A 24,671-nucleotide genomic window follows, 5' to 3' on the forward strand; every position below is an offset into this window, starting at 1 on the left:
AACGTGTTGTTTCAAATGGTATTCATATGAACAGGCGGCTTTCATACCTCTATTGCTACCCTTTTCTCCCCGCATGCTTTTGCTATTATAGATAGGTCTCTGCCCATAGCTTGAGTAATGCCGCACTTGTGTAGGCCGCGTATGGCTGATAAGTATCATCTTTATGGATGTCGCCATAGTCGCATACGGATTTTATTATTATTACTTTTGGCTTCGGCTCGTCTGAATCATGCCCAGAGGTCATAACTCCATAGCCTTCCATATCAAATCCAAGAATCTTACGATGTTGGTCTTTTAGTTTGATAGTTATGCTTGGGTCTGCTACTACTGATGCGCCAGAGGCAAATGGACCAATATGTAATTTAAGCTGGGTGTCCGGTTTTTTAGCCGGCCAGTCATTATATATGGTTGAAAGCGAAATGTGATCGCTCTCTATTCGCTCGAATTGCTTCTTTATAATTGGGTCTAGAGATATTTGATGAGGTGATGGCTCAAATGTAGGCGTGCCATCAGTCTCAAGAGTGATTTTACCGCTGCCATAATCCCAACCAGGATCAGCCACAATAATATCGCCAACTTTGACTTTTGACTCCATTCCTGCAGCGATTCCTACCATCACCAAGTATTTTGGTCTGAATCTGGATATCATTTTACTGGCTAAAGCAGCGGCAGCTGGTAAGCCCATTCGAGGAGACGCTGCGGCATATATTTGTTTGCCGTTTTTTAGCGACCCCTGATAGTAAGTGGCAGGATCGTTAAGCACTTCGTATTCAGACCAGCCCCAGCTTTTTATATTAAGGACTGCTTTAAGCTCTGGAGAGCTCAAGGCAGCAATTACGCAAATTTCTGCGCCATAGGTCGGAGTCAGGTTTTTTGTAGATAGCGAGTTTTTAATCTGAATAAGCTTTTGCTGTAACTGCTCAGTCCAGCTATCTGAACCCTCATCATACATCATGACGCTCCATAGCCGTTTATCGAAAAAGCTTTGGTGGTCAGCTTTTATTGATGTGAAAGCCGTTAATCCTATGACCTCTCTAGGGGAGTTATATATTGAGCGCTCCTCTAATTCGGAAAGCAATTCAACACCACCGCTGGCGTGCGGGTCGCAGTCAAGGCGCTCTGGAAGCGATAGGTCGAGAATCATTAGGTCATAGCTTTTGGACTCCAAATAATCTCTTGCTTCATTAATGGTTCGAGCAACGTCTACCATCTCCAAAGAATAGCCGCGAACTGCTGATATACTTAAAAGTATGTTCTTTACTTTGGCCTGATTATCGTCTACTAGTAGTATTTGCGCGGTCATATGTTATCGCTTAGTTCTGTGTTGAGTTGACTATCGAGTGTATGTAACTGTCTAGCTCACTTAGCCACGCTTCACTTGAAGCGTTATAGTAGATCAGGCCGTGACAGGTTTCGGAATATTCTTTTTCGAGCAGCTCCCTGAGCCCATTCAGTGTCATGGTCTTCGGACCTGACCCAAAAATTTCGAATTGAGTCACAACGATAGCGGGGATTTTTATATCAAATCTGTCTAGTTGGGAAAGGAAGTCACAGCCTCCGAAAATATTAGTCCCTCCCCCAGGTTCGTCGGGAGTTATGTCATACGTCGGTAGCGTCATGTCTAGTATTATAAGATCTATTTTTTCATCGAATACAAAGTCTAGCCCCTTCTGTATGGAGTAGGCATTGATAATTGTCAGGTCCTGATAGTTTGCCTCAATGAAGCTGTTTAGTTGACTCCTTTTGTTTTCATCATCTTCTACTATCAGAATGTTCATTGCGGCGCTCTATTAAAGCTTGTTGTGAAGTTCACCGAAAAGCTCAGGTTATCATCAAAGTCAAATTTTAATATGTGGGCCTCGCCTATGAGATTCTTGACTTTGCTGAAGCCGCTAAGCTCCTCTTCATTAACTCTTCTTCGGTACTCACCGCTTTCAATTAAGATTTTGGCCTCCTCCACACGCTCAATGCCAGGTCCGGCTTTGGCACTAGTAGATATTTCATTGGTAACATGTATGTCCATTACTTCTCCTTGGATGCTGCACTGGACTTTTACATTGGGGCTGCGTATTCCTGAGTACTCTTCAATGTTATTGAATATTACATAAAATATATCAGAGAAATAAGTAAGCATGCTGGTGATGTTGATGTTGTCTCCGGTGATTTCTATATTGGGGCTGAAGTTTGGTTTTAGCCTTTTCACGCACTCCAGTCCAACCCTTACAAGCTGTTCAAATGAAAATACCGGTGGTTCATACGGGGAAGGCAAGCTAAACCATTCCTTAACAACATTTAACGACTGAGTATATGATATTTTAGCCTCGGTGATAGTGCGGGTTAGAGTGAGCGGTGGTGAATCAGGATGAAGGCTCAAGATTGACCTGTTCAATTGTTCAAATGCCGTTGCAGCACGTCTTTTTACTTCAATCTCGATGTGATTATTAATATCTTTTAGGCAAATGTCGATGCCGCGCCAAAATACGTGTGTACTGGCCTCAAAAAAATTTGCAAAATTAGTGTCTTCATCACTTACAATTTTTTGAAGTACCGTGAGATCTTTGCTAGTGACTATTTGCCGGAACCAACCGTCAGGTTTTTCGCTGCTTGAGATCTGTATTTTTTCGTTAACTAAATGTTCTATTAGTTCGTCTAGCTCTTTTGAAAAGGCTGAAAGCAATGCGTCAACTTCTTCGATGTATGGGAAATTTATTGAGGAAAGTTCTTTTGTCCAGTGTTTGTTGCTTAAGTAGTTTTTTCCATCAGATGAACGTTTAGTTATGATCTTGTGTTTTTCCAGCGCTCCTCTGAGTTGCCCGCTCAAAACCCCATGCCTTATTCTCATGCTCAAATAACAGTCAAGCCCATACTCAGAGTTGTAAAGGAACTCTATATACAGCGTCCAGTACAGCTCTATTAGTGAGTATCTGGTTTCGTTGTCAGGGAAAAAGAATTCGTCTTTTTTTAAGGGCGAGGAAATAAAGTTGATGAGTTTTGAGTCTTCTGAGTTTGTATTGAATTTTTCTGACTCCGCCTGGATGAGTAACAGCGATCTCAATCTGTTGAAGTCTTCATTGAGGTTACTGTCTGCCCAGCGCTTTAGCCCGGAAGTGTCAATTGAGATCTTGCTCTTCTCAATATGTCGGACTCCTGCAAATATGATCTGGGCTCGTGTTATTTCACGTGCTTCTTTCTCGTAAGAATCCTTGTTGTCGTGATCAAGTTGGATAAGCATCCGACAAACTAGCAGCCTTTCATTTTGTAAGTCGATTGAGCTTTTGAATACTCGTGATACTTTAATGATGTCAGCGATACAAATATTTTTGAGGTAGTAGATCAAAGAGGGCTTGCAGTGTTCGTTTAAATGTTCTGCTAAGTCGGATGGTTTTTTTAGCTTTAGAGATAAAAGGAAGTCCTCGTATGCGTACGCGCAAATTTTGCTATGGGCGTTGCTCAATGTCTTCGCAGCTATGTACAAAAGGATAGGCACTGAAATTTCAGATGCGAGCTCTTTGCGAAGATCCTTGTCTAGCGCGTCTACATACTCCTTCAGAGGAATGTGGGTTGCCAATGATGGATTGTCTATAAGTAAGACTGACGCTTCTCTAATACCTAGTTTAAAGTTTTTTTGAGCCAACAATGAACGCTGCCGATAAAGAATTGTGATTTTTCTGGTCTGGTGGCAGTCGATTTGGCTCCAGTTGAAGGTGTCTTGAATTATCGTAGTATGGTTTTGATTTTCAGAAAGTAGTTTTAGGTTGGCCTGTGTGCTAAAGTACTGATGCCACTCTTTAGTTGGAGTGAGGTTAAGTATGTCAAGATTGAATTTATTGCTAAATTTACAAGCTGTACCTTTATTAGGCTCTGTTATTGCCGGCCACGGGAAAAACACTTCGTTTAACCATCTGTTTATAGTTGATGATAGGTCGAACCGGCGAAGATTCAGTCTGAGCTTGAATAGGTAGGCAATGGATTTTGCTGCGAGTTTTCCGTTGATTCTTATGTCAATAAGCGCGTTGAGGATGCTAGTCCTCAGACTAATGGAAGATTCTGATGCTTGAGTGAGGTTTAGAAAAATTCGACAGTCAGCTTCTATGCTAATTGTCTGAGGTGAGTATGCTAGCGCTTCATTTTTGTGTATTAGATCAACACTTTCTTGCCATTTGCCACGTAGAAAAAGCTCTCTCAATGTAACCCATTCGGAACTTTCAAATTCTCCAGGCTTGAGTAAATTTATCAGTCTTTGGTCATTAGTTAAGGGTAGGATTTCTAAAAACTTAGAAACGATTTTTGATTTTGTAATATTGTTTAGCGTCGAGTCGTATGTGTAGAAGCTTATTCCTGCATCTATAAATGTAGAGTATAGGTCGATTAAGCTAGAGTTAGTTTCGTACTTTAAAACATCCTGGAGCATCTGTGAACTTGGAATGTCGGTCGGGAGACACTTGTACAGAATTGAGTTATCTTGCCCAGATCCTTCAAACTTGTTTACTGCGTCTTTAACGTATTTAATGTATTTTTCAGAAGTTACCGGTTCTTCATTCCTGAAACTAAATACCCAGGCATAAAAGCTGACATTTTTTACGGAATCTTTTTTGATTTCTGATAAAAAGTTTTTTTGTGCTTCTAAGCCCTTAGATGCTTGAAGGACGGCCATCTTTACTTCAATCAACCACAGCGATATACCAAATTCTTTCTCAATTTTACTCAAAGATAACTCGCAAGCGGTAAAGTCGCCCTTCCAGAATTGCAATTCTAATTCTTGGCTGATGCTGACGAAGTCTTTTATGCTGGCATGTTTTTGTTTTATCAATGAGCATGCCCAACTTATTTCGCAGTCTATGCTGGGGCTTATAAAAACTAAATCGCGTTTCAATCGGCTTACTGATTTGGGGAAAAGGCCTTTCAAACGTTCCTGAAAAATAAATTTCCCTTTTTTTTGGGCAGTAGATATCCATTTTACAAAGCTATCGAACTCGTTGAGCAGTACCTGTTTGCGTGCATTGCTCAGAGACGGGTTTTTCAGCTTCAGTGTCGATCCCTGTATTTTTCGTAAAGGGAGACTATTGAATGAGGTTTTTTCGTTCATGTCAGTCCTTGTGACAAAAATAATTCTGCGGAGTGTGGGGGGCAAGTGAGTTATTGTTGCAGGTTGTCATCCACATTATTGGTCCTTGGTTTAGATGTTTATTTCATTGCCTAAGTGCAAAAATGTGCAGTTGTCTGATTTTACAACCGCAAATCTATGACTGTCAGGTTGATTTTAAACTACCTTTCAAGATCCCTTCCCATTTTTGGTTGGCAGTAATGCACCATAAACAACGTTTTTGGTTTGCCGTACTAACCGCGTCCTCTTGAAAATTCCGGTAGCCTTACAGCAGGCTACATTGCTGAGCAAACAATACTGGAAGTTAGCACATCTAACCCTTCCCCACGTCATCCCGCCAAGAATGTTGAGTGTTATCAGGGATCAAGGCCCCTGCGACCTGTGAGGGTTGTCCACTAACGCGGGACTGGCGGCTCTTTACGACCGGGAGCTTGGGCCTCTCATGATCTGGCCTCCTGAGCACTTCCGAGGAAGTGGGCGGGTGGAGGTTGCGCTGGCTGACGAGACCAAAGCCGCGAGATCCTGAGTCAGGTGAAGGCAGTGACGCGATGACCGGGGCGTGCCTGACTGTCAGTCAGGTGCAGTCCATTCCGTGGGCTGCGGCACCATCATCTGCATCGCTGTTGCTGGTGACTTCGGTGTTTGTCACGCCGATTGTCACGAGGAGGAATGCCGCAAAGCCTTGTACGAGTTGGGCTGCAGCAGCGGTAGGAGCGCCCGTCTCTTTCCGGAAGAAAGAGACGGGCGCAGGTTGGCGCAATGAAATGGCCAAGCGGATAGGTTGCTGCAGGGCAGCTATAAAGGGGTATGAGTTGCCGCAGTGGGCACTCTGGTAGAAGTAGGCATCCATCACATCGCTGTGACCGAGCGAGCCGCCGGGCGCTAATCGCACTTTGGGAGAACCACCACGGTGTGGCGTAGCCTCAAAGGCTCTGGCTACCTGGGTTGCTGTCAACGACAGCGCTTTGCCCGATCCTTTCTACGCCTGTGGATAATTCGGGTCAAGGCTCGAATTTTCGGGAGTTCTGCGGCTGTGGATGAAATTATCCACCGGTGGAAATCAGTGGTTTTCCACAGACAGTTGTGTGGGCTTTAGATTTTTTAAGTGAGTTCCATCCAAGCAGGGCGGCTTTGCAGCCCTGTTTGGATGGACCCGCGTGGACAAGCGGATCGCTGAGATATGAAGACCGAGCGCTTACTCGGTTGCGCCACGTTTTGCTTTTAGGCGAGTGACGTTCGCTCCTGTCTGGTTCGCGAATTCGTGTGGAGTGACATGCTCCTGCCGGTTGGCCTCCAGGTACCGGCTCCACCAGTTCATGATCAGCCTGCGCTCCTCGATGAACTCAGCCTTATGGATATAGGCTGCTCGAACGTTGTTACGCTCCTTGTGGCTCATCTGCCGTTCAATGGCTGTCTCCGACCACAATCCTGACTCGATCAGTGCGCTGCAGGCCATCGAACGAAATCCATGCCCGCAGATATCGGTTTTGGTGTCGTATCCCATCGTCCGAAGCGCGTTGTTCACGGTATTTTCGGACATGGGCTTCCAGGGTTTGGCATCCCCTGCGAAGACCAATGCGAATTTGCCTGTGAGTGCATGGATTTTTTCGAGTAGCGCCACTGCTTGCGCAGATAAGGGTACTAAATGGATATCCCCTGCCATCTTCGTACCCCTTGTGGAAAAGGGTACTCCCTCCAATGCGGGTCGAGTGTCCGGTATCTCCCAGGTGCCGCGCTTGAGGTCGAACTCGCTCCAGCGTGCGAAGCGCAGCTCGCTGGATCGTACAAACACATGCAGCGACAGCATCACCGTCAGACGGGTAAGTGCCCGGCCTTTATAGATGTCGATACGCTCCAGCAGTTCCGGCAGTCGCGATAAGGGTAGAGCGGGGCGATGGACCACCCGCGGGGCTTTGATCGAGCCTTCGAGATCGTAAGCAGGGTTTATGGTGATAAGCCGGAGGCGTTTTGCCTCGCGCATGATGCTCTGCAGGTAGTTTTGTACCCTTAAAGCTACGTCTATCGTTCCGCGCTTCTTGATCGCTTCCAAGGGCTGCATGAGGTCATGGGTGTCGAGGTCGACAATGGCGCGGGCGCCGATCAGCGGGAGCACGTGGGTTTTGAGGCGGCTCATCACAGTCTTGGAATGGCCTGGTGCCCACTTGGCCGACATTTCCGTATGCCAGTCGAGCGCAACGCTTTCAAAGGTTCGGCCTTTGATTACGGCTTCCGCCTTGGCTTGGTGCTTGGTCTCTATAGGATCAACGCCATCCGACAGCATTCGCTTGACCTCCAAGCGCTTGCGGCGCGCATCGGCGAGGCCAATGACGGGGTAGTTGCCGAACGAGGTCAGTCCTTCGCGTCCGTCAGGTTTGACGTAACGGAGCCGCCAGCCTTTGCGGCCATTGGGTTGGACTAGGAGGTAGAGGCCATCGCCGTCGAAAAGCTTGTAGGCGCGGTCTGTAGGTTTTGCCAAGCGGCAAGCTGCGTCGGAGAGCGGAGCTGTGGTGCGCGACATAAGGGTACTCCCTTTTATCGAAGTGACCTGTATCCCAAACTCTACCCTTAAAACGGTTGGAATCCACCAGTTTCTGACGGAAACCGATGGAACGCCAAAACGAAAAAACCCGCCAGAAGGCGGGTTTTTCGGGGGTTCCAGAGATTTTGAAAGCCTTCTCTGGATCCTTGTATGGTGCCGGCACCAGGAATCGAACCCGGGACCTACTGATTACAAGTCAGTTGCTCTACCATCTGAGCTATACCGGCGTGTCAGGGCGACGATTATAGCGATTGGCTGGCTTCTGTAAACCCCTGAATTCTGACTATTTTTGCGCGGGCTTCAGGTCAGGCGCGCAGCAGGGTTTTCTTGAGTTTCTGGATGGCTTGCCAGGTTCGACTGTTTTGCATCGCGCGCAGCTGTGCTTCGGCCTGTTCGGCGCGTTGCAGGGCGGCGGCGAGTTGGTGTTCGGTGTCGCTGACGGGGTGGCTGAAGTTGTGGCCTTTGCAGAACTGGAACTCGTCCAGGTTGCACGGCGGGATGTCGAAGGCGGGTTTGAGGTTCAGGTGTTCTTCGGCGAGGTAGTAGGTGTTGATGCCATCGAACAGGATGGATTGGTAGCCCGCATCAATGACGAGGCTTTCCCAGGTCTGGTCGCGGTCCCAAGGGGTTTCGATCAGGATCACCCAAGGCCGCCATTGGCTGAAATCCATGCCACGCAGGACGGTCTCTTCGTGGCCTTCGACGTCGATTTTCAGGAAATGGATGTCGCGGCCCTGGGCGTGTTCTTCGCAGATGGAGGTCAGGGTGCGGGACTGGATCGTTTGGCTGCGCACGTCCATGCCAGCGTCTTTGTGCATTTTGGCAATGGCCGGGTCGAGGGTCGAGAGGCCGGTGCCGGCGATGCCGTAGAAGGTCAGTTCGTCAGCACTTTCCCCGGCTGCGCATTGCAGGTTGGTGTCTTTGGGGCGTTGCTGGCACAGGGCTTCGTAGTAGTTGGGCATCGGTTCGACGTTGATGCCGGTCCAGCCGTTGTCGTAGAACGCCTTGGTGACTGAGTCATGGGTGGGATGGTTTGCCCCGACGTCGATGTAGAAGCCGTTCTCGACGGTTTTGAGGGCGCGCCACAGGCGTATGTCTTCGAAATTCTGTGCGTAGGAAATGAACGTCACTGGCGCATCCTGTCGGAGAAATGTTCTTGTTTGTGGCCGCGCTGCCGGCGCCCTTGCGTGTGTGTATATCAAGAGTAATGAAAGGGTGCAATTTCCCCTGTCTGCGGTCCGGGATTAGGCATTTATGTCGTTTTGATTAAATGCTTATGCACATTGCAATTGGCGGCGCACTGGGTTTAGGCCGAATTTGTGGATCTGTTCTCATTTGTCCGCAAATAGCTGTTTTTTCGATTTTTTATGTGGGTGTACAAAAAATGAACAGTGTGGTTTTTGCCCTGAAACTGGCATGAATATTGGATCCACGATAATTCCATCAACAGAGTTATCCACAGGCCGGATGCGTTTAGGCGTGTTCGGCCAGGAGCAGGAAATTACGCGGCGTGAGTGGGGTTTCGCAGAAGGTGCCGACGCGGACGCTGTAGCCCTGCTCGGCGAGGAAAAGTGCCCGGTCAAGGACCAGCCAAAGCTCCAGCGGGCGTCGGAAAAGTCCGCGTAGTAGTTCAAGGTTGCGCACTTCGGCCAGTCGCTGCCAACCGGCGGCTTCGAGAGCTGGCCAATTTTGCGGGCCGATTGTGGATAACTCTTTGAGTGCGGCCAGGTGATGGCAGTAATCGGCGAAGGGTTTGTCCAGCCAGGCGCTGGGCAGGGAAGGGGTTGGCAGGTACTCGTCAATGCCGCGCAGTTGCCGTTGCAGCAAGTCGAAGCCCAGTCGTCGGGCCATGGAGGTGTCGCGTTGACGTCGAACGCGGGCGCCGGCAGTAACGGTTTCACTCATGGGCAGCGCGAGGTCGTCGAGGCAAAGCTGTAGGCCGGAGCCTTTGGCGGCCGAGGAAATCGGCGAGTACTGGGCAAGACTGATCCGGTTGTAGCAGCACGGCGCAATGGCGAGCTGTTTACAGCCTGTGGCGCTGGCGAGTTGAATCAGCCGCACATGCAAATCACCGCAGGCGTGAAGCGCGACGGGCGTGTGATACGCACTCAGTAGACAAGCGGCGTCTGCCGCGAGCACATCCTGTTCGATATGCAGCGCATGCAGGTGATGACGCTGACTGAGTGTCTGGCCGCTGGCTACCAGTGCCGGGTCGTATTCCAGGCACGTCAGTTGTTGCCCCGGTTGCAGCAGGCGGCGGCCCAAATGTCCTTTGCCCGAGCACCAGTCCAGCCAATGCTTCGGTGCTTCGGAAAACTGCAATCGACTGGCGAAGGCTTCGATCTGCTGCCATTTGCGCCCCGGTACATCGACGTTCAATCGATGGCCGGCCGTTTCAAGCACGCGTGCGGGCAATTCATCCACGGCACTCAAGGCAACGGACATTGTTGCCAAGGAAGCAAAGGGTTCCGGTGCATTCAGGAGGGCGGGTTGGTTGTGAGCGTTTTCCGCGTCTTCCAGCGTTCGCTCACGTAGCCATGCGGCCAGCTCCGGGTAGGACGCTTCCCATGGGAGCTGTAGATGAGTGAACGGCCGGGGTTTCCACAGTGCCTGATGCTCTGTCAGAAAAGCATCCAGCGCGGTGAAGCGGGCGAGCAGGGCCTCGCCCGTCAACACGTGGGAATCAACGCCCTTGGCAGGCATCGACGCGCAACCAGCGCTCCAGCAGCTTGAAACCGCGCACCAGCACGTACGCCATTACCAGGTAGAACATGCCCGCGGCGAAGAAGATCTCCACCGGCAGGTAGGTCCGGGCAATGATGGTGCGGGCCATGCCGGTCAGTTCCAGCAAGGTCACGGTGCTGGCCAGGGCGCTGGCCTTGAGCATCAGGATCACTTCGTTGCTGTAGGCCGGCAGGCCGATGCGCGCGGCGCGCGGCAGGATGATGTAGACCAGCGCTTTGGGTCTGGACATGCCCAGTGCCCGTGCCGCCTCGATCTCGCCCGGTGGAATCGCCTGGATGGCGCCCCGCAGGATTTCCGCAATGTAGGCTGCGGTGTGCAGGGTCATGGTCGCGGTGGCGCACCAGAACGGATCGCGCAGGTAGGGCCACATCGAACTGTTACGGATCGCGTCGAACTGCGCCAGGCCGTAGTAGACCAGGAACAGTTGAACCAGCAACGGCGTTCCACGGAAAAAGAAGATGTAGCCGTAGGGAAATGCCCGTACCCACCACAGGCGCGACGAGCGGGCGATGCCCAGTGGAATGGCCAGCAGCAAACCGGCGATGACGGCGATGGCTACCAGTTCCAGGGTCAGGGTTGCACCCTGGGCCAGTTTCGGCAGCCATTTGATGATGACTTCCCAATTCATTGGGTGCTCCTCGCGAAGCCGCGAGCGGCGCGTTTTTCCAGGAAGTGCATGCCGGTCATCGCCAGCACCGTCAGGCTCAGGTACATGAACGCGGCCACCATATAGAAGGTGAACGGCTGTTTGGAGACGGTCACGCCGATTTGCGCATGACGCATGATTTCTTCCAGGCCGATCACCGACACCAGCGCGGTGTCTTTCATCAGGATCATGAACAGGTTGCCCAGGCCGGGCAGGGCGATGCGCCACATCTGCGGCATGATCAGCTTGGTGAAGATGCGCCACTTCGACAGGCCCAGGGCCACGCCGGCTTCACGATGGCCTTTGGGGATGGCGAGGATCGCGCCGCGAAACACTTCCGTGGCGTAGGCGCCGAAGCACAGGCCCAGCGCAATCACACCGGCGGCGAAGGCATTGAGCTCAAGGTCGGGGTTACCGAAGAACTCGCCCAGGGCACGCATCAGGTTGACCGTGCCGAAGTAGATCAACAGCACCCAGAGCAATTCCGGGATGCCGCGAACCAGGGTCGAATAAGTGCCGCCAAGCCATTGCAGCGGCTTGTACGGGGAAGTCTTGGCCAAGGCGCCGAGCAGACCGAGCACCAGCCCCAGGCACAGGGCCGAGAGTGCCAGTTTCACAGTCATCAGCGCGCCAGCGGCGAGCGCCGGGCCGAATCCGTAGAGGTCGATAGTCATGGATTTCTTTTCAAATCGCGGCAGGCAAGGCCGAGAACCGGCGCCATCAGGCGCCGGTCAGGCAGGTCAGTATCAATAGATGCTGAACGGGAAGTACTTGTCGTTGATCTTCTTGTAGGTGCCGTCAGCGACGATTTCTTTCAGCGCGGTGTTCAGCTTCTCGCGGATCGGGTCCTTCTTGCGCACGGCAATACCGATCTTGTCGCTTTCTTCCACTGGGTCGCCCTTGAACTCGTAGCTACGGCCAGCATCGCTTTTCAGCCATTCGTAGTTGACGTACTTGTCGGCAAGGATGCCGTCCAGGCGGCCGGAAGTCAGGTCGAGGTAGGCGTTTTCCTGGGTGTCGTAAAGTTTGACTTCAACGCCCGGCATTTTGTCTTCCATGAAGGTGCCTGCCAGGGTCGAGCGCTGGGCGCCGATCACCTTGCCTTTCAAGGACTCCTTGTCGGTTTTGAAGTCGATGTCTTTCTTGGCGATGAACTGCAGCTTGTTGGAGTAGTACGGGTCGGTGAAGTCCACCGCTTGCTTGCGCTCGTCGGTGATCGACATCGAGGAGATCAGGAAGTCGAACTTCTTGGCGTTCAGGGCCGGGATGATGCCGTCCCAGTCGGAGGTCACGACGGTGCACTCGACTTTCATCTTGGCGCACAGGGCGTCGCCGATTTCTTTGTCGAAGCCGACGACATTGCCACTGGCATCTTTATTGTTGAACGGCGGGTAAGCCGCTTCGATGCCCATCTTCAGGGTTTCGGCCATGGCACCGGCGCTGAACGCCAGGGTGACGGCGGCAGCCAGGAAGACCTTTTTGTAGTTCTGCATGTGGATAGCTCCGTTAGCGGTTGCTGGACATGAATTGTTTGCAGCGCGCCGAAAGCGGGTTTTCGAACACCTGCTGTGGCGATCCTTGCTCTTCTACCAGGCCCTGGTGGAGGAACACCACTTCGCTGGAGACCTGGCGGGCGAAGCCCATTTCGTGGGTCACGAGCAGCATGGTGCGGCCTTCTTCGGCCAGCGCGCGGATGACATTAAGTACTTCCTGGACCATTTCCGGGTCAAGCGCCGAGGTGGGCTCGTCGAACAGGATGACCTTGGGCTGCATGGCCAGGGTGCGGGCGATGGCCGCCCGTTGTTGCTGGCCACCGGACAACTGCGCCGGGTAGGCATGGCGCTTGTCGGCGATACCGACCTTGGCCAGCAGGGCTTCGGCCACTTCGATGGCTTCGGCCTTGCTCTGGCCGAGCACACGGCGCGGGGCTTCGATGATGTTGTCGAGCACGCTCATGTGCGGCCACAGATTAAAGTTTTGAAACACAAAACCGATTTCGCTGCGCAGGCGATTGATCTGCTTGCCGTCGGCGGCAACCAGTTCACCGTTCTTCGCGGCCTTGAGCTTGAGTTCTTCGCCGGCGACCAGGATCTGGCCCTTGTGCGGGTTTTCCAGCAGGTTGATGCACCGCAGGAACGTGGACTTACCGGAGCCGGAGGAACCCAGGATCGAGATCACATCGCCGTCGCGGGCGGTCAGCGAGATGCCTTTGAGCACCTCCAGCGAACCGTAGCGTTTGTGCAAGTTGCGGATTTCAAGCGCGGGCGTGGCCTCAGCCATGTGCGTTCCTCATATATGTTGCGCTCCTGCTGTTGGCGGCCTTCCTGGCGAGGCGGCCAACCTAGCATAGCGTTTCAATGGCAGCCAACAGCGCTACGGACGGTAAACGGCTGGCGTGTGGCAGGTTGTCGCATCGGCGCAGCAGACTGTCGCCCCATCAACAACCGAACAGCTGTTTGAACCTTGCCGATCGATAGAAAGCGAGGTGGCTGCCGCAAAAAAAGGCGCGATGTTGCCAGCTTTGACAGGGTGTTGGAAGCGCTATCCGGCCAAATGCACAGCTTGCGCACTTTTAATGTGCGCGGAGCCATTTTCAGGTGTGTTTCCGGTGCGCTGATTCACCCCACAAAGTGGGTGGCAGGGTAACGCTCTGGCAAAGTGCCATTAAATTCAATGGGTTGCGATGACTCTCCGGTCTAAGCGAGATCGCCGGGCTAGAGGGTTTTGAAATATTTTGGCGCAATTATTGCGTGCAGAATCCAGAACGCCCCGTTGGCTTCTTTTTACGAGAAGGATTGCCAAACGGGATGCACGCATTCGCTTCTCCTTACAAAGGTAGTTTTAATGAGCAGTACCCAAAGCTCTAGTGGCCTCGAACAGGGGCTCAAACCGCGCCACGTGACCATGCTGTCGATTGCCGGGGTTATCGGCGCCGGCTTGTTCGTTGGCTCGGGTCACGCCATCGCCGCTGCAGGTCCGGCTGTTCTGTTGGCTTACGCCGCCGCCGGCATGTTGGTGGTGCTGGTGATGCGCATGCTCGGCGAAATGGCCGTTGCCTCGCCGGACACTGGTTCGTTTTCGACTTACGCCGACCGCGCGATCGGTCACTGGGCCGGTTTCACCATCGGCTGGTTGTACTGGTGGTTCTGGGTGCTGGTGATTCCACTGGAAGCCAACGCCGCCGCGACCATCCTGCATGCCTGGTTCCCTGGTGTGGACATCTGGGCCTTCGCTCTGGTCATCACGATGCTGCTGACCGTGACCAACCTCTTCAGCGTAAAGAACTACGGTGAGTTCGAGTTCTGGTTCGCCCTGATCAAGGTTGTGGCAATCATTGGTTTCATTGTTCTCGGCGTCCTGGCGATCTTCGGCTTCCTGCCGAACAGCCAGGTCAGCGGTGTTTCGCACCTGTTCGACACCCAAGGCTTCCTGCCAAACGGCATGGGCGCGGTGCTGGGCGCGATCCTGACCACCATGTTCTCCTTCATGGGTACCGAGATCGTGACCATCGCGGCCGCGGAATCGAAAGATCCGGGCAAGCAAATCTCCAAGGCCACTAACTCGGTGATCTGGCGGATCGGCTTGTTCTACCTCGTATCGATCTTCATCGTTGTGGCCCTGGTGCCGTGGAACGACCCGATCCTGGCCAGCCTTGGTTCCTACCAGACTGTGCTTGAACGCATGGGCATCCCGAACGCCAAGATGATCGTCGACATTGTGGTACTGGTTGCTGTGACCAGCTGCCTGAACTCGGCGCTCTACACGTCGTCGCGCATGATGTTTTCCCTGGGCAAACGCGGCGATGCGCCGGCGATGTCCACGCGCACCAACAAAAGTGGCACGCCTTACTGGGCAGTGATGTTGTCCACCGGCGCCGCGTTCCTGGCAACATTCGCCAACTACGTGGCTCCGGCTGCCGTGTTCGAATTCCTGCTGGCCAGCTCCGGTGCCATCGCATTGCTGGTGTACCTGGTGATTGCGATTTCGCAACTGCGCATGCGTAAGCAGCGTATAGCGCGCGGCGAGAAAATCGCCTTCAGCATGTGGCTGTTCCCGGGCCTGACCTACGCGGTGATCGTCTTCATCGTCGCGGCCCTGACCATCATGCTGTTCCAGGATGCCCATCGCGTGGAAATCCTCGCGACCGGCCTGCTCAGTGCTCTGGTGGTAGCGGCCGGCTTGCTGGTGGCTCGCCGCCGCAACCTGGAAAAACGCGGCGCGGTAGTGCTGAACTGATCCATACCGCGTAACGCAAAACGGCCGCTGTCAGTGATGACAAGCGGCCGTTTTTGTTTGAGTCGTAACCTTTACTCGGCTTTTTCTTCCGGAGCTTCGAGCGACTCGCGGTAGACATCCAGTGCAGCGCCGAAATCGGCGATGAACTGTGGCTCGCTCAGCCATGCCTGGGCGGCGTCGCGGTCCATGCCGTCGGCCCACATGCGGTAGTCGATCAGCATGTCGGCAGCCAGGTGGGTGGCGGCCATGCCTTCGTCGTCGGCATTTTCCGTGTCCAGCAGTTCTGGATGGTCGATGATGATGAAGGCGAGGTTCGTCAGCAGCACCGAGAGCATTTCGCTGCGGCTGACGGCTTCTGCGTCGCGCATTTTGCTGAACATTGCCAGGGTGTATTCCGGGATCGGCTCGTCGAGGTGGCCAAGGTCATCGTCCAGCGCGGCGGGTTTGCGGCCGTGGATGTTGATCTGCTTGGCTTTGGCTTTTGCGCGCTTGGCGCGTTTCTGTTGCTTGTTCAGGGAGGCCATGGGAACTCAGTTCGGTTTCTGTTGGGTTTGCGCGGCAATGGCGTCGGACGCCGCCACGTAGTCGGCCTGGAAGGCCGGTGATTCGATCCACGCCAGTGCGCCGGCTTCATCGGTTTCGGTCGCCCATTGGCGATACTCGATCAGAGCAGCGAGGATGAAGTCTGTCGCACCTTCTTCGCCTTCCTGCTCGTACACCAGTTCCAGCAGTGGGTCTTCGAGGAAGGCCGTGCACAGGGCTTGCTGGCTGATCTTTTCGGCGTCGATCATTTTCTTGAACAGTTCGGTCAGGTCCACCGATTCGAAGTCGATGCGATCGTCGTTCGGGTCCAGTTCCACCGGCGCGGCAGCCCGCTGGGTGCGGTTCTGCTTGGCTTTGGCCTTGGCGCGGGAGGCGCGTTTTTGCTGCTTGTTGGCTGAGGCCATGGGCGTCGTTCCGTATTCATTGAAAGGGCAAAAGGCCTAACTGCGTGGCACTCGCCGCCCGGGGGTATCGGGGGCCAGCTCGCCGTTTTGCAGCCAGGCCAATGCAATGGGCCATAGTGTGGCTTGGTATGCGCTACGAAAAAAGGCGAAATGTCCGACTTCTTCTTCGCCGATGTCTTCGGGATGGATACGCAGGTGAGAGTTTGTGCTGCCGGTGAAGTAGCCGAGCAGGCGTTCGATGGCCGGGACCGTACCGTAGGGATCGTCGCTGATACTGATGGCCAGGGTTTGCGCGGTGACGCCGGCAAAGGGCAGTTGCCCGGCGGTTTTGCTGATTGTGCGGCCGCTTGAGCGTTTCTCGTAGCGGGCGGTGGAGAGGCTCCAGTCACGGACCACGCCGGCGGGTGTGTCTTCCAGCCAGCCAAGGCGTTTGCCCGGAAAGTAGCCGTAGATCATCGTCACCAGCGGCATCAGCACATGCCACTTGGCGAACATGCGCCAGCGGTGGGCCGGCGCATAGTCGCGCCAGTAGGCAAATTGCGCACCGACCGTCACCAGGCGCCGGATCAGGTGCCCGGACGCCCCCAGGCCCGCTGCGCAGCCGCCAAAGCTGTGGCCGACCACATCGACAGGCTGCCCTGGGAACTCACGCTGTGCGCGCTTGAGCATCGCCTCGAAATCCAGCGCACCCCAATCGGTCCACGAGGCTTGAAGCCCCTTGAGCGATGCTGGCCGCGACTCGCCGATGCCGCGGTAGTCATAGGTGATGACATCGAAGCCGTGGTCGAACAGGTAGTCGGCGAAGCGCGAATAGTGGCGGCAACGGACCGAAGTGGCGGCATTGATGATGACGACCGGACCGGCGGCGTCCCCAGAAGGGTGCCGCCAGGTGAAGCCACCGAGGATGAAGCCGTCCGCGGCGGTTTCCTTGAACGGCTTGCCGGGGGTGGTATCCGGCCGCGGCAACTCGATGCGAGTGGCGGCCAATGGAGGCGTGTCCTGCAAATTCATCGGCGTCAGTCCTTTGCGGGTAGCTGCCAACGATAGTCCTGATGCCGTTGATGAACAATCTGTTCGCCTCAACGCGGTTGTTGATTGAGCAATCGTTCTTCAAGTTCCGCCCGTTCCCGATCCAGTGCGCCACGCAGTTCCTCTTCACTGGGCAGGACAAGCTTGTACTTGCTGGCGAGCAATTGTTCGATCAGCGCTTGTTCGATCTCGCTTTCCTGAAGCTTGCCGGCATTGGGTAAACCAAGAAACTCCAGTACTACCGGATCACGGATGAAATCCCGAGGGCCGGCCTTCATGTTTTGAATGTGGGTGGCGGCCTCCTGCTTAACGCTACCGCGATCGCGGCTCGCCAGCAGGCGTTCGTAGTACAACGTATTGATCTGGCGTTCCAGGGCGCGGCTTGACCAGTTTTGGGTGACTGATTCGTTCATGTACCAGAGACGAGCGCTGTCGTTGTCGACCCGAAGCAGGCGGCGGTAATGGGTCCAGCTCAATTCGGAACGCACTGCGTTCCAAATTGGAAAAGTTTGATAAAAATCTCGCATGTAGCGCAGGTTGCGTTCGTCAAAACCTTTGCCGAAGTCGGCACTGAGGACTTTTGCCAAAGTGGCCAGTAAGCGTTTGCCATATCTCGCCCGCCGAGCCCCTTCCTGTTCGAACTCGACAATATGTCGCCCGATCTGCCAACAGGTCTGCACTTGAACGGTATCGACCGCCCGAAGCGCCTTCTGACGTGCCTGATGGATCAATTTGCCAAGGTTGCCAAGCAGTGATGCCAGATGTGGGTCGTGAGTGTCGTTGGGTGTGAGGGTCGTCATGAGGTCTTCCGCAGCAGGTTGAACAGCGAAAGAGGATGACAAGTGTGCGCCTTTCGAAGATGCCGGGAGTTGCTGAGAAACAGGCAGGAAATACCGGGTTCGCCGGCAGGTCATGTCTGATGCTGGGCGAGGGCCGAGGAATAAATGACGTAGTACGTTTCGTACTCAGGTCAAATCAATCTAAACCCTACCCACCGGCTGGGAATCCAAAGAGTGTAACGATTGGGTTCTGCAGAACCCGGGAGTCGTCATCATGAAATACCTCCATACACTCCTGTTGCCCATCACCGCTGTAGGCGTGCTGATGTTTCCTGCGATGTCACCTGCCGCGAGCCTTGAGCCCATTGCCAGCCAGGGGGTGCAAGTGCAAAGCCAGGAGCAAAACGGCATCACCTACCTGTCCGGCGGTATTGGCGAGGATGAGTCCAAGGCCATCCAGCAGACCACCGGCTATAACCTGCACATGACGTTCTCTGCCGGGACGGGAAATGAATACACTTCTGACGTGAATGTAGTTATTCAGAAAGCCCCCGCGCAGACCGTGCTGACGCTCAACGACGCCGGTCCGCTGGTTTACGTGAAACTGCCTGCCGGGAAATACACCGTCATTGCGACGCATCACGGAGAAACACGGCATGACGTTGCCGATGTTGGCAGTGGTGCAGCCCGTAACCTGGTTTTCCACTGGAATGATGCGAGTTAGCGAGAGACAGAAAATCAAGGCGGGGCATCAATCCCTGAATCTTGCAGTTCAGGGTACCTGGGGGAATGTCTGGGTGTCTTCGCTTTCCCATTGGCATAAAAAACCCTGAATCCTGCGATTCAGGGTTTCTCGGTGCTTTGGTGCCAGAGACGACCCGTTATCAGACAAACAGGTCGGCAGTTTGCAAGTTGCTCACCCCCACCAACTGAATTTCGAACTCGGCGGCGGTGTCGGCGTCGGTGCTGCCGTAAAGAATGCCACCGGCGAAGCGTACCTGCCCTGTGGCATTACTGCTGAATGCACTGGAGCCGATGAAGCTGAACGCATCGTTGGCCGCCGTCGCCAGGTTGGCGTCCAGGGTCGACAGGTCGATCTTGTCGCCTTCGCTGGTCTTGAAGTCGCCAATGACATCGCGCAGGGCGGCGCCCAGGCCCATTTCATTCAAGGCATTGAAATCGAATGTGTCGGCCCCGGTACCGCCATAAAGCATGTCCAGGCCCGTGCCACCGATCAGCAGGTCGTTGCCGGCGCCACCGGTGAGTGTGTCATTGCCGGCACCACCGTTGAGGGTGTTGGCAAGGGCGTTGCCGGTCAGCTTGTCGTGATAGTTGCTGCCCGTGAGGTTTTCGAAGTTCAACAGGGTGTCTGAACCGGAGCCACCGGTGGCTTGCGCGGTGGTCAGCCCCAGGTTGGCCGTCACCGCCGCCGTGGCAAAGGCATAGGACACGGTATCGATACCGGCGGCGCCATTGAGGATGTTGTTGCCGGCCGCTGCATCGATGACGTTATTGAGGCTGTTACCGGTGCCGTTGGCAGCGCCGGCCGACAGCAGGAGCAGGTTCTCGACATTGTCAGTCAGGGTGTAGGCGCTGATGTAGCTATAAACGGTATCGGTGCCACCGGTGCTGGCGACAGCATTGGTTTCACTGACGACATCGCCGGCATTGTCGACGAAGTAGAAGTCGGAACCATCGCCGCCGATCAGGCGGTCGGCACCGGCAGCGCCGTTGAGTTGGTCGTTGCCCAGGCCACCGCTGAGGGTGTTGGCGGCCGCGTTACCGGTCAGCTTGTCGTGATAGTTGCTGCCCGTGAGGTTTTCGAAGTTCAACAGGGTGTCTGAACCGGAACCGCCGGTGGCTTGCGCGGTGGTCAGCCCCAGGTTGGCCGTTACCGCCGCCGTGGCAAAGGCATAGGACACGGTATCGATACCGGCCCCGCCATTGAGGACGTTGTTGCCGGCCGCGGCATCGATGACGTTATTGAGGTTGTTACCGGTGCCGTTGGCAGCGCCGTTCGCCAGCAGGAGCAGGTTCTCGACATTGTCAGTCAGGGTGTAGGCACCGATGTAGCTATAAACAGTATCGGTGCCACCGGTGCTGGCGACAGCATTGGTTTCACTGACGACATCGCCAGCATTGTCGACGAAGTAGAAGTCGGAACCATCGCCGCCGATCAGACGGTCGGCACCGGCAGCGCCGTTGAGCTGGTCGTTGCCCAGGCCGCCGCTGAGGGTGTTGGCAAGCGTGTTGCCGGTCAGCTTGTCGTGATAGTTGCTGCCCGTGAGGTTTTCGAAGTTCAACAGGGTGTCTGAACCGGAACCACCGGTGGCTTGCGCGGTGGTCAGCCCCAGGTTGGCCGTTACCGCCGCTGTGGCAAAGGAGTAGGACACGGTATCGATACCGGCGCCGCCATTGAGGACGTTGTTGCCGGCTGCTGCATCGATGACGTTATTGAGGTTGTTACCGGTGCCGTTGGCAGCGCCGGTCGCCAGCAGGCGCAGATTCTCGACATTGTCAGTCAGGGTGTAGGTGTCGAGGTAGCTATAAACGGTATCGGTGCCACCGGTGCTGGCGACAGCATTGGTTTCGCTGACGATATCGTCGACATTGTCGACATTGTCGACGTAGTAGAGGTCAGATCCATCGCCGCCAGTCATCCGGTCCACGCCACTGCCACCATCAAGGGTGTCGTTGCCGGCGCCGCCATTGAGGATGTCACTGTCTGCGCCGCCGATAAGGATATTGGCCAAGTCATTACCGGTTAGTGTATCGGAGTCATCAGTACCGATGACGCCCTCGATAGACACGAAAGTATCGTAGCCTTGGTACGTATATTGCGAACCGGTGTTGGACAGGTCGACTCTGACGCCGTAGTTGGAATAGGCATACGAAACAAAGTCGGTGCCCGCCGCGCCATTGAATATATTGTTTGATGAGTTGCCGACAAGGGTGTTGTTCAGTGCGTTACCTGTGCCGTTGATACTGCTATTACCGGTCAGAATCAGGTTCTCTAGATTGTCACCGAGTGTATAGCTGATTCCTGCCTGAACGACGTCGGTACCCTGGTTGGCAAGTTCAACAAGCGTATCGAGCGCATCCACGATATAGGTGTCGTCTCCCAGGCCGCCCAAGAGCCTGTCGCTGCCCGCTGCGCCGTAGAGTACGTCATTTCCGGCAAAACCATTGATGACGTCATTGCCCGAAGAGCCATAGAGCGAGTCATTCCCGGCAGTACCTTGCATGTTGTCATTGCCGGACGTACCGCTGACGATGCTGAACTTGTAGTAACCGGCTACGCCTGTGTTACCTGGAGTGGTTTCCAGCCCGAGAATGGCGGACTCATTGCCCGATTGCGGCAGTTCATACCAGGAGGCGCCGTCGCCAGTCGAGTAACCGGCGCGGGCAACGGTTCCTCCCAGTCCACCGGTGCCGCCACTGGCACTACCGGTTGTCCAGTTGACGGTTTCATACCGGAAGATGACATCGAAGTTGCCGCCGCCCGTCCCGACCAGCTGGAGTTGAAAGGCATTTAGTTTATCTGTCTTGCTGTTGTAATAACCGACGTCATCCCAAGTAACGGTCAGCGCGCCATTGCCTGTAGTGTTGAAGTCGTAATAGACAAGGTTGCTGCCTGTCGATATGCCGCCCGGCGTTGCACTGACCGTTCCGCCCCGGGTATCTACGTCGGCAAAAAAGGGAGCGATCATCGGCCTGCTGGAGCTTTGCATGCCGTAGGGGGTATAGGTGGAAAGGCCGCTACCAAAAGTGATGTTTCCGTTGTTATTGACGGAAATATTGGTGTAGTTGGTACCGAAGAAGTTGAGTCCGGCAGCCCCGAAAACATTGCTGATATTAATGTTGGAGGTGTAGCTATCATCGTTTCGAGTCAGCTGGTTCTCCCCGAAACCCGCTGCACCACCAAGACCGTTTATCAAGCTAGCCATATCAACACTCCTGTCGTTTGTTTAAAACGTTCTTGTCAGTTTGTTTTCGGGACAACCATGAAACATCAGATATGCAACGTCTGGCCGATCAGACAAACAGGTCGGCAGTTTGCAAGTTGCTCACCCCCACCAACTGAATTTCGAACTCAGCGGCGGTGTCGGCGTCGGTGCTGCCATAGAGAACGCCACCGGCGAAGCGTAATTGCCCTGTGGCATTGCTGCTGAATGCACTGGAGCCGATGAAGCTGAACGCATCGTTGGCCGCCGTCGCCAGGTTGGCGTCCAGGGTCGACAGGTCGATTTTGTCGCCTTCGCTGGTCTTGAAGTCGCCAATGACATCGCGCAGGGCGGCGCCCAGGCCCATTTCATTCAAGGCATTGAAATCGAATGTGTCGGCCCCGGTACCGCCATAAAGCATGTCCAGGCCCGTGCCACCGATCAGCAGGTCGTTGCCGGCGCCACCGGTGAGTGTGTCATTGCCGGCACCACCGTTGAGGGTGTTGGCAAGCGCGTTACCGGTCAGCTTGTCGTGATAGTTGCTGCCCGTGAGGTTTTCGAAGTTCAACAGGGTGTCTGAACCGGAACCACCGGTGGCTTGCGCGGTGGTCAGCCCCAGGTTGGCCGTCACCGCCGCCGTGGCAAAGGCATAGGACACGGTATCGATACCGGCGCCGCCATTGAGGATGTTGTTGCCGGCCGCTGCATTGATGACGTTATTGAGGCTGTTACCGGTGCCGTTGGCAGCGCCGTTCGCCAGCAGGAGCAGGTTCTCGACATTGTCAGTCAGGGTGTAGGCGCTGATGTAGCTATAAACGGTATCGATGCCACCGGTGCTGGCGACAGCATTGGTTTCACTGACGACATCGCCGGCATTGTCGACGAAGTAGAAGTCGGAACCATCGCCGCCGATCAGGCGGTCGGCACCGGCAGCGCCGTTGAGCGAGTCATTGCCGACGCCACCGTTCAGGTGATCATTGGCGCGGCCACCTGTCAGTGTGTCGTTACCCGCGCCGCCGTCAATGATCACGCTGCCGGCGCTGGTCCAGGTCAGGGTGTTGGCCAAGGCATCGCCTGTCAGGCTGGAAACCTTGTTGCTGTTCGCGTCAAAGCGCTGGGTATAGACGTCAACTTGCCCATTCACCCCATGGGACTCCCAGGCAATCACATAGCCGCCATCGGTCAATGCAGTAACCTGGCTGAACATTTGATTACCGGTAGTGGTGGTGTTGATGCGGGTTTCGGTACCAACCTTGACGCCGCTGGCATTGAAGAGTTGGGCGAAGATGCCATTTACATCACCGATGCCTTGGCCTGCCCAGGTCACCAGATAACCGCCATCCGTCATGGCGGTGACATTGGGCTCTTCCTGATTGCCAACGGTGGTGGTGTTCACCTGGGTTTCTGCACCCACTTTTACGCCTGTGGCATTGAAAAGCTGCGCGTAGACGTCGCCAGGGGCATCGGTTTCGTCATTGCCGTCGCCATCGTCGGGAGCTGATTGCCAGGTGACGACATAATTACCGCTATTCAGCACCTTGATCATGGGGTCAGTCTGATCGTCGGTAACCCTGGTATTGATGCGAATTTCTCCGCCCGATTTACTGCCGTCGGCCTTGAACCGTTGACCGAAGATGCCGGATGTATCGTCTGTCCCGTTACCTTCCCAAACCACCATCATGCCGCCATCGGCGAGGCCGGTGACGGTAGGGCCATCCTGGTCGTATTGAGTGGTGGTAGAGACGCGTGTTTCTGCACCTACCTTTGCCCCGCTGGCGTTATAGCGCTGCAGGTAACCGCCCCAGCCGCTGCCGTCCTGACCGTACGAAGCCCAGGACACTACAAAGCCGCCGTCTTTAAGCGCGGTGATCTCTGCGCTGTCCTGGACGCCGTTTCTGGTTGTGTTGACGAGTAACTCGCCTCCAACCTTGACGCCATTGGCGTTGTAGACCTGGGCGGCGATGTCCGACATATCGTCGAAGCTATCCGATTGCCAGGTGACTACGTAGCCGCCGTTGGCCAATGCGGTAATGGTGGGGTCTTCCTGTGCGCTGTTCGTAACATTGTTGACGAGGGCCGGCCCGCCTACCTTCACGCCACTGGCGTTATAGCGCTGGGTGTAGATGTAATCGGTGGTGCTTGTTCCCTGATCGCTCCACGCCACGATGTAACCACCATCTTTCAGAGCCGTGAGGGAGGGCTCGGAATGATGGCCAGTCGTAGGGTTGACGCGGATTTCGCCCAGGGTTGGCATTGCAAATTCCTTTTTGCGCAAAGAGAACACGGAAGTGACTTGCAGTTTACAGCGCAAAACGGTGGCGTCAAATTGCCATCATTCAGATGGTCAAATCAGTGCCGTGAGGCTGCTTGGCCCTGCCAGCTGTGTTTCGAACCAGACGGCTGAGTCGGCGTCGCTGGATGTGGATTGGGCGAGCTCTTGGCGATAGCTTCAAGAATTTCGAAAGCTATTTGTTTTTGAGAGGAGGGTGTGGGAGGGTCGGAAGGATGGGCTAAGGAAAGTGTTAAGGGCCTGGTCCGGAAATAGTCCAGCGGTCATTAAATCGCAGGCATAAAAAAACCCTGAATCTTGCGATTCAGGGTTTTCGGTATTTGGTGCCCAGAGACGGAATCGAACCGCCGACACGGGGATTTTCAATCCCCTGCTCTACCGACTGAGCTATCTGGGCAACGGGGCGCATTAA

18 protein-coding genes and 2 tRNA genes are annotated in these 24,671 nt (G+C 54.6%); 2 read left to right on the plus strand and 18 right to left on the minus strand.

Annotation, left to right across the window (positions count from 1 at the left end):
* Positions 1 to 85 precede the first annotated feature (85 nt).
* The 11 genes from AABM52_RS01485 to AABM52_RS01535 form a co-directional block, all read right to left on the minus strand.
* Positions 86 to 1,303, minus strand: a complete 1,218-nt coding sequence (locus tag AABM52_RS01485; RefSeq protein ID WP_347910078.1) for a response regulator — start codon at positions 1,301 to 1,303, stop codon at positions 86 to 88.
* Between the two features lie 10 nt (positions 1,304 to 1,313).
* Entirely contained in the window at positions 1,314 to 1,778 is a 465-nt protein-coding gene (locus AABM52_RS01490) for a response regulator (RefSeq protein ID WP_347910079.1), read from the minus strand.
* Positions 1,775 to 5,086 carry a hypothetical protein gene (locus tag AABM52_RS01495; protein WP_347910080.1) on the minus strand — a complete coding sequence of 1,104 codons (3,312 nt, stop codon included), beginning with the start codon at positions 5,084 to 5,086 and terminating at the stop codon, positions 1,775 to 1,777. Before AABM52_RS01495 ends, AABM52_RS01490 begins: the two co-directional genes overlap by 4 nt.
* Before the next feature lie 1,213 nt (positions 5,087 to 6,299).
* A complete protein-coding gene (locus AABM52_RS01500; RefSeq protein ID WP_347910081.1) occupies positions 6,300 to 7,622 on the minus strand; it encodes an integrase arm-type DNA-binding domain-containing protein in 1,323 nt (440 codons plus the stop codon).
* 172 nt (positions 7,623 to 7,794) lie between these two features.
* A tRNA-Thr gene (locus tag AABM52_RS01505) sits at positions 7,795 to 7,870 on the minus strand.
* Positions 7,871 to 7,948: 78 nt separating this feature from the next.
* The gene (locus AABM52_RS01510; protein WP_347910082.1) at positions 7,949 to 8,773 is read right to left on the minus strand and encodes an FkbM family methyltransferase; all 825 of its coding nucleotides are present in this window, start codon (positions 8,771 to 8,773) and stop codon (positions 7,949 to 7,951) included.
* 343 nt (positions 8,774 to 9,116) lie between these two features.
* Positions 9,117 to 10,346, minus strand: coding sequence for a methyltransferase (locus AABM52_RS01515; RefSeq protein ID WP_347910083.1), 1,230 nt, complete (start codon positions 10,344 to 10,346; stop codon positions 9,117 to 9,119).
* On the minus strand, positions 10,327 to 11,016 hold the full coding sequence (locus AABM52_RS01520; protein ID WP_347910084.1) for an ABC transporter permease: 690 nt from the start codon (positions 11,014 to 11,016) through the stop codon (positions 10,327 to 10,329). The genes AABM52_RS01515 and AABM52_RS01520 overlap by 20 nt, the downstream gene beginning before the upstream one ends.
* Positions 11,013 to 11,708, minus strand: coding sequence for an ABC transporter permease (locus AABM52_RS01525; protein ID WP_150726502.1), 696 nt, complete (start codon positions 11,706 to 11,708; stop codon positions 11,013 to 11,015). Before AABM52_RS01525 ends, AABM52_RS01520 begins: the two co-directional genes overlap by 4 nt.
* Positions 11,709 to 11,780: 72 nt before the next feature.
* Positions 11,781 to 12,527, minus strand: coding sequence for an ABC transporter substrate-binding protein (locus AABM52_RS01530; protein ID WP_347910085.1), 747 nt, complete (start codon positions 12,525 to 12,527; stop codon positions 11,781 to 11,783).
* Between the two features lie 13 nt (positions 12,528 to 12,540).
* Positions 12,541 to 13,314, minus strand: coding sequence for an ABC transporter ATP-binding protein (locus tag AABM52_RS01535; RefSeq protein ID WP_347910086.1), 774 nt, complete (start codon positions 13,312 to 13,314; stop codon positions 12,541 to 12,543).
* A 564-nt stretch (positions 13,315 to 13,878) separates the two neighbouring features.
* Between AABM52_RS01535 and gabP the strand changes: the two genes are divergently transcribed.
* A complete protein-coding gene (gene gabP, locus AABM52_RS01540) occupies positions 13,879 to 15,270 on the plus strand; it encodes a GABA permease (protein WP_347910087.1) in 1,392 nt (463 codons plus the stop codon).
* Between the two features lie 71 nt (positions 15,271 to 15,341).
* Here gabP and AABM52_RS01545 read toward each other — a convergent pair whose 3' ends face one another.
* From AABM52_RS01545 to AABM52_RS01560, 4 genes are all read right to left on the minus strand, one after another.
* The gene (locus tag AABM52_RS01545; protein WP_347910088.1) at positions 15,342 to 15,794 is read right to left on the minus strand and encodes a hypothetical protein; all 453 of its coding nucleotides are present in this window, start codon (positions 15,792 to 15,794) and stop codon (positions 15,342 to 15,344) included.
* A 6-nt stretch (positions 15,795 to 15,800) separates the two neighbouring features.
* Positions 15,801 to 16,217 (minus strand): hypothetical protein, encoded by a 417-nt coding sequence (locus AABM52_RS01550; RefSeq protein WP_347910089.1) that lies wholly within the window; start codon positions 16,215 to 16,217, stop codon positions 15,801 to 15,803.
* Positions 16,218 to 16,253: 36 nt separating this feature from the next.
* Positions 16,254 to 17,228 carry an alpha/beta fold hydrolase gene (locus AABM52_RS01555; RefSeq protein WP_347910090.1) on the minus strand — a complete coding sequence of 325 codons (975 nt, stop codon included), beginning with the start codon at positions 17,226 to 17,228 and terminating at the stop codon, positions 16,254 to 16,256.
* A 68-nt stretch (positions 17,229 to 17,296) separates the two neighbouring features.
* On the minus strand, positions 17,297 to 18,046 hold the full coding sequence (locus tag AABM52_RS01560) for a DUF1016 N-terminal domain-containing protein (protein WP_347910091.1): 750 nt from the start codon (positions 18,044 to 18,046) through the stop codon (positions 17,297 to 17,299).
* A gap of 253 nt (positions 18,047 to 18,299) precedes the next feature.
* On the opposite strand from AABM52_RS01560, the gene AABM52_RS01565 reads away from it, so the two are divergent.
* Entirely contained in the window at positions 18,300 to 18,749 is a 450-nt protein-coding gene (locus AABM52_RS01565) for a carboxypeptidase regulatory-like domain-containing protein (RefSeq protein WP_347910092.1), read from the plus strand.
* A 160-nt stretch (positions 18,750 to 18,909) separates the two neighbouring features.
* Here the strand turns inward: AABM52_RS01565 and AABM52_RS01570 are convergent, their stop codons facing one another.
* The 3 genes from AABM52_RS01570 to AABM52_RS01585 form a co-directional block, all read right to left on the minus strand.
* The gene (locus AABM52_RS01570) at positions 18,910 to 21,972 is read right to left on the minus strand and encodes a nidogen-like domain-containing protein (protein WP_347910093.1); all 3,063 of its coding nucleotides are present in this window, start codon (positions 21,970 to 21,972) and stop codon (positions 18,910 to 18,912) included.
* An 88-nt stretch (positions 21,973 to 22,060) separates the two neighbouring features.
* Positions 22,061 to 24,223, minus strand: coding sequence for a calcium-binding protein (locus AABM52_RS30545; protein WP_367576103.1), 2,163 nt, complete (start codon positions 24,221 to 24,223; stop codon positions 22,061 to 22,063).
* 357 nt (positions 24,224 to 24,580) lie between these two features.
* Positions 24,581 to 24,656: transfer RNA gene (locus tag AABM52_RS01585), tRNA-Phe, on the minus strand.
* Between the last annotated feature and the right edge of the window lie 15 nt (positions 24,657 to 24,671).

The sequence above is a fragment of the Pseudomonas grandcourensis genome, assembly GCF_039909015.1.
In the GTDB taxonomy this organism is placed as follows: Bacteria; Pseudomonadota; Gammaproteobacteria; order Pseudomonadales; family Pseudomonadaceae; genus Aquipseudomonas; species Aquipseudomonas grandcourensis.

What these genes read in the sequence shown, in the direction of transcription:
- AABM52_RS01490 (WP_347910079.1), bottom strand. Translation starts at nt 1,778, where the DNA reads ATGAACATTCTGATAGTAGAAGATGATGAAAACAAAAGGAGTCAACTA.
- AABM52_RS01525 (WP_150726502.1), bottom strand. Translation starts at nt 11,708, where the DNA reads ATGACTATCGACCTCTACGGATTCGGCCCGGCGCTCGCCGCTGGCGCG.
- AABM52_RS01495 (WP_347910080.1), bottom strand. Translation starts at nt 5,086, where the DNA reads ATGAACGAAAAAACCTCATTCAATAGTCTCCCTTTACGAAAAATACAG.
- AABM52_RS01555 (WP_347910090.1), bottom strand. Translation starts at nt 17,228, where the DNA reads ATGAATTTGCAGGACACGCCTCCATTGGCCGCCACTCGCATCGAGTTG.
- AABM52_RS01500 (WP_347910081.1), bottom strand. Translation starts at nt 7,622, where the DNA reads ATGTCGCGCACCACAGCTCCGCTCTCCGACGCAGCTTGCCGCTTGGCA.
- AABM52_RS01570 (WP_347910093.1), bottom strand. Translation starts at nt 21,972, where the DNA reads ATGGCTAGCTTGATAAACGGTCTTGGTGGTGCAGCGGGTTTCGGGGAG.
- AABM52_RS01565 (WP_347910092.1), top strand. Translation starts at nt 18,300, where the DNA reads ATGAAATACCTCCATACACTCCTGTTGCCCATCACCGCTGTAGGCGTG.
- AABM52_RS01535 (WP_347910086.1), bottom strand. Translation starts at nt 13,314, where the DNA reads ATGGCTGAGGCCACGCCCGCGCTTGAAATCCGCAACTTGCACAAACGC.
- AABM52_RS01545 (WP_347910088.1), bottom strand. Translation starts at nt 15,794, where the DNA reads ATGGCCTCCCTGAACAAGCAACAGAAACGCGCCAAGCGCGCAAAAGCC.
- AABM52_RS01530 (WP_347910085.1), bottom strand. Translation starts at nt 12,527, where the DNA reads ATGCAGAACTACAAAAAGGTCTTCCTGGCTGCCGCCGTCACCCTGGCG.
- AABM52_RS01550 (WP_347910089.1), bottom strand. Translation starts at nt 16,217, where the DNA reads ATGGCCTCAGCCAACAAGCAGCAAAAACGCGCCTCCCGCGCCAAGGCC.
- AABM52_RS01515 (WP_347910083.1), bottom strand. Translation starts at nt 10,346, where the DNA reads ATGCCTGCCAAGGGCGTTGATTCCCACGTGTTGACGGGCGAGGCCCTG.
- AABM52_RS01520 (WP_347910084.1), bottom strand. Translation starts at nt 11,016, where the DNA reads ATGAATTGGGAAGTCATCATCAAATGGCTGCCGAAACTGGCCCAGGGT.
- gabP (WP_347910087.1), top strand. Translation starts at nt 13,879, where the DNA reads ATGAGCAGTACCCAAAGCTCTAGTGGCCTCGAACAGGGGCTCAAACCG.
- AABM52_RS30545 (WP_367576103.1), bottom strand. Translation starts at nt 24,223, where the DNA reads ATGCCAACCCTGGGCGAAATCCGCGTCAACCCTACGACTGGCCATCAT.
- AABM52_RS01485 (WP_347910078.1), bottom strand. Translation starts at nt 1,303, where the DNA reads ATGACCGCGCAAATACTACTAGTAGACGATAATCAGGCCAAAGTAAAG.
- AABM52_RS01560 (WP_347910091.1), bottom strand. Translation starts at nt 18,046, where the DNA reads ATGACGACCCTCACACCCAACGACACTCACGACCCACATCTGGCATCA.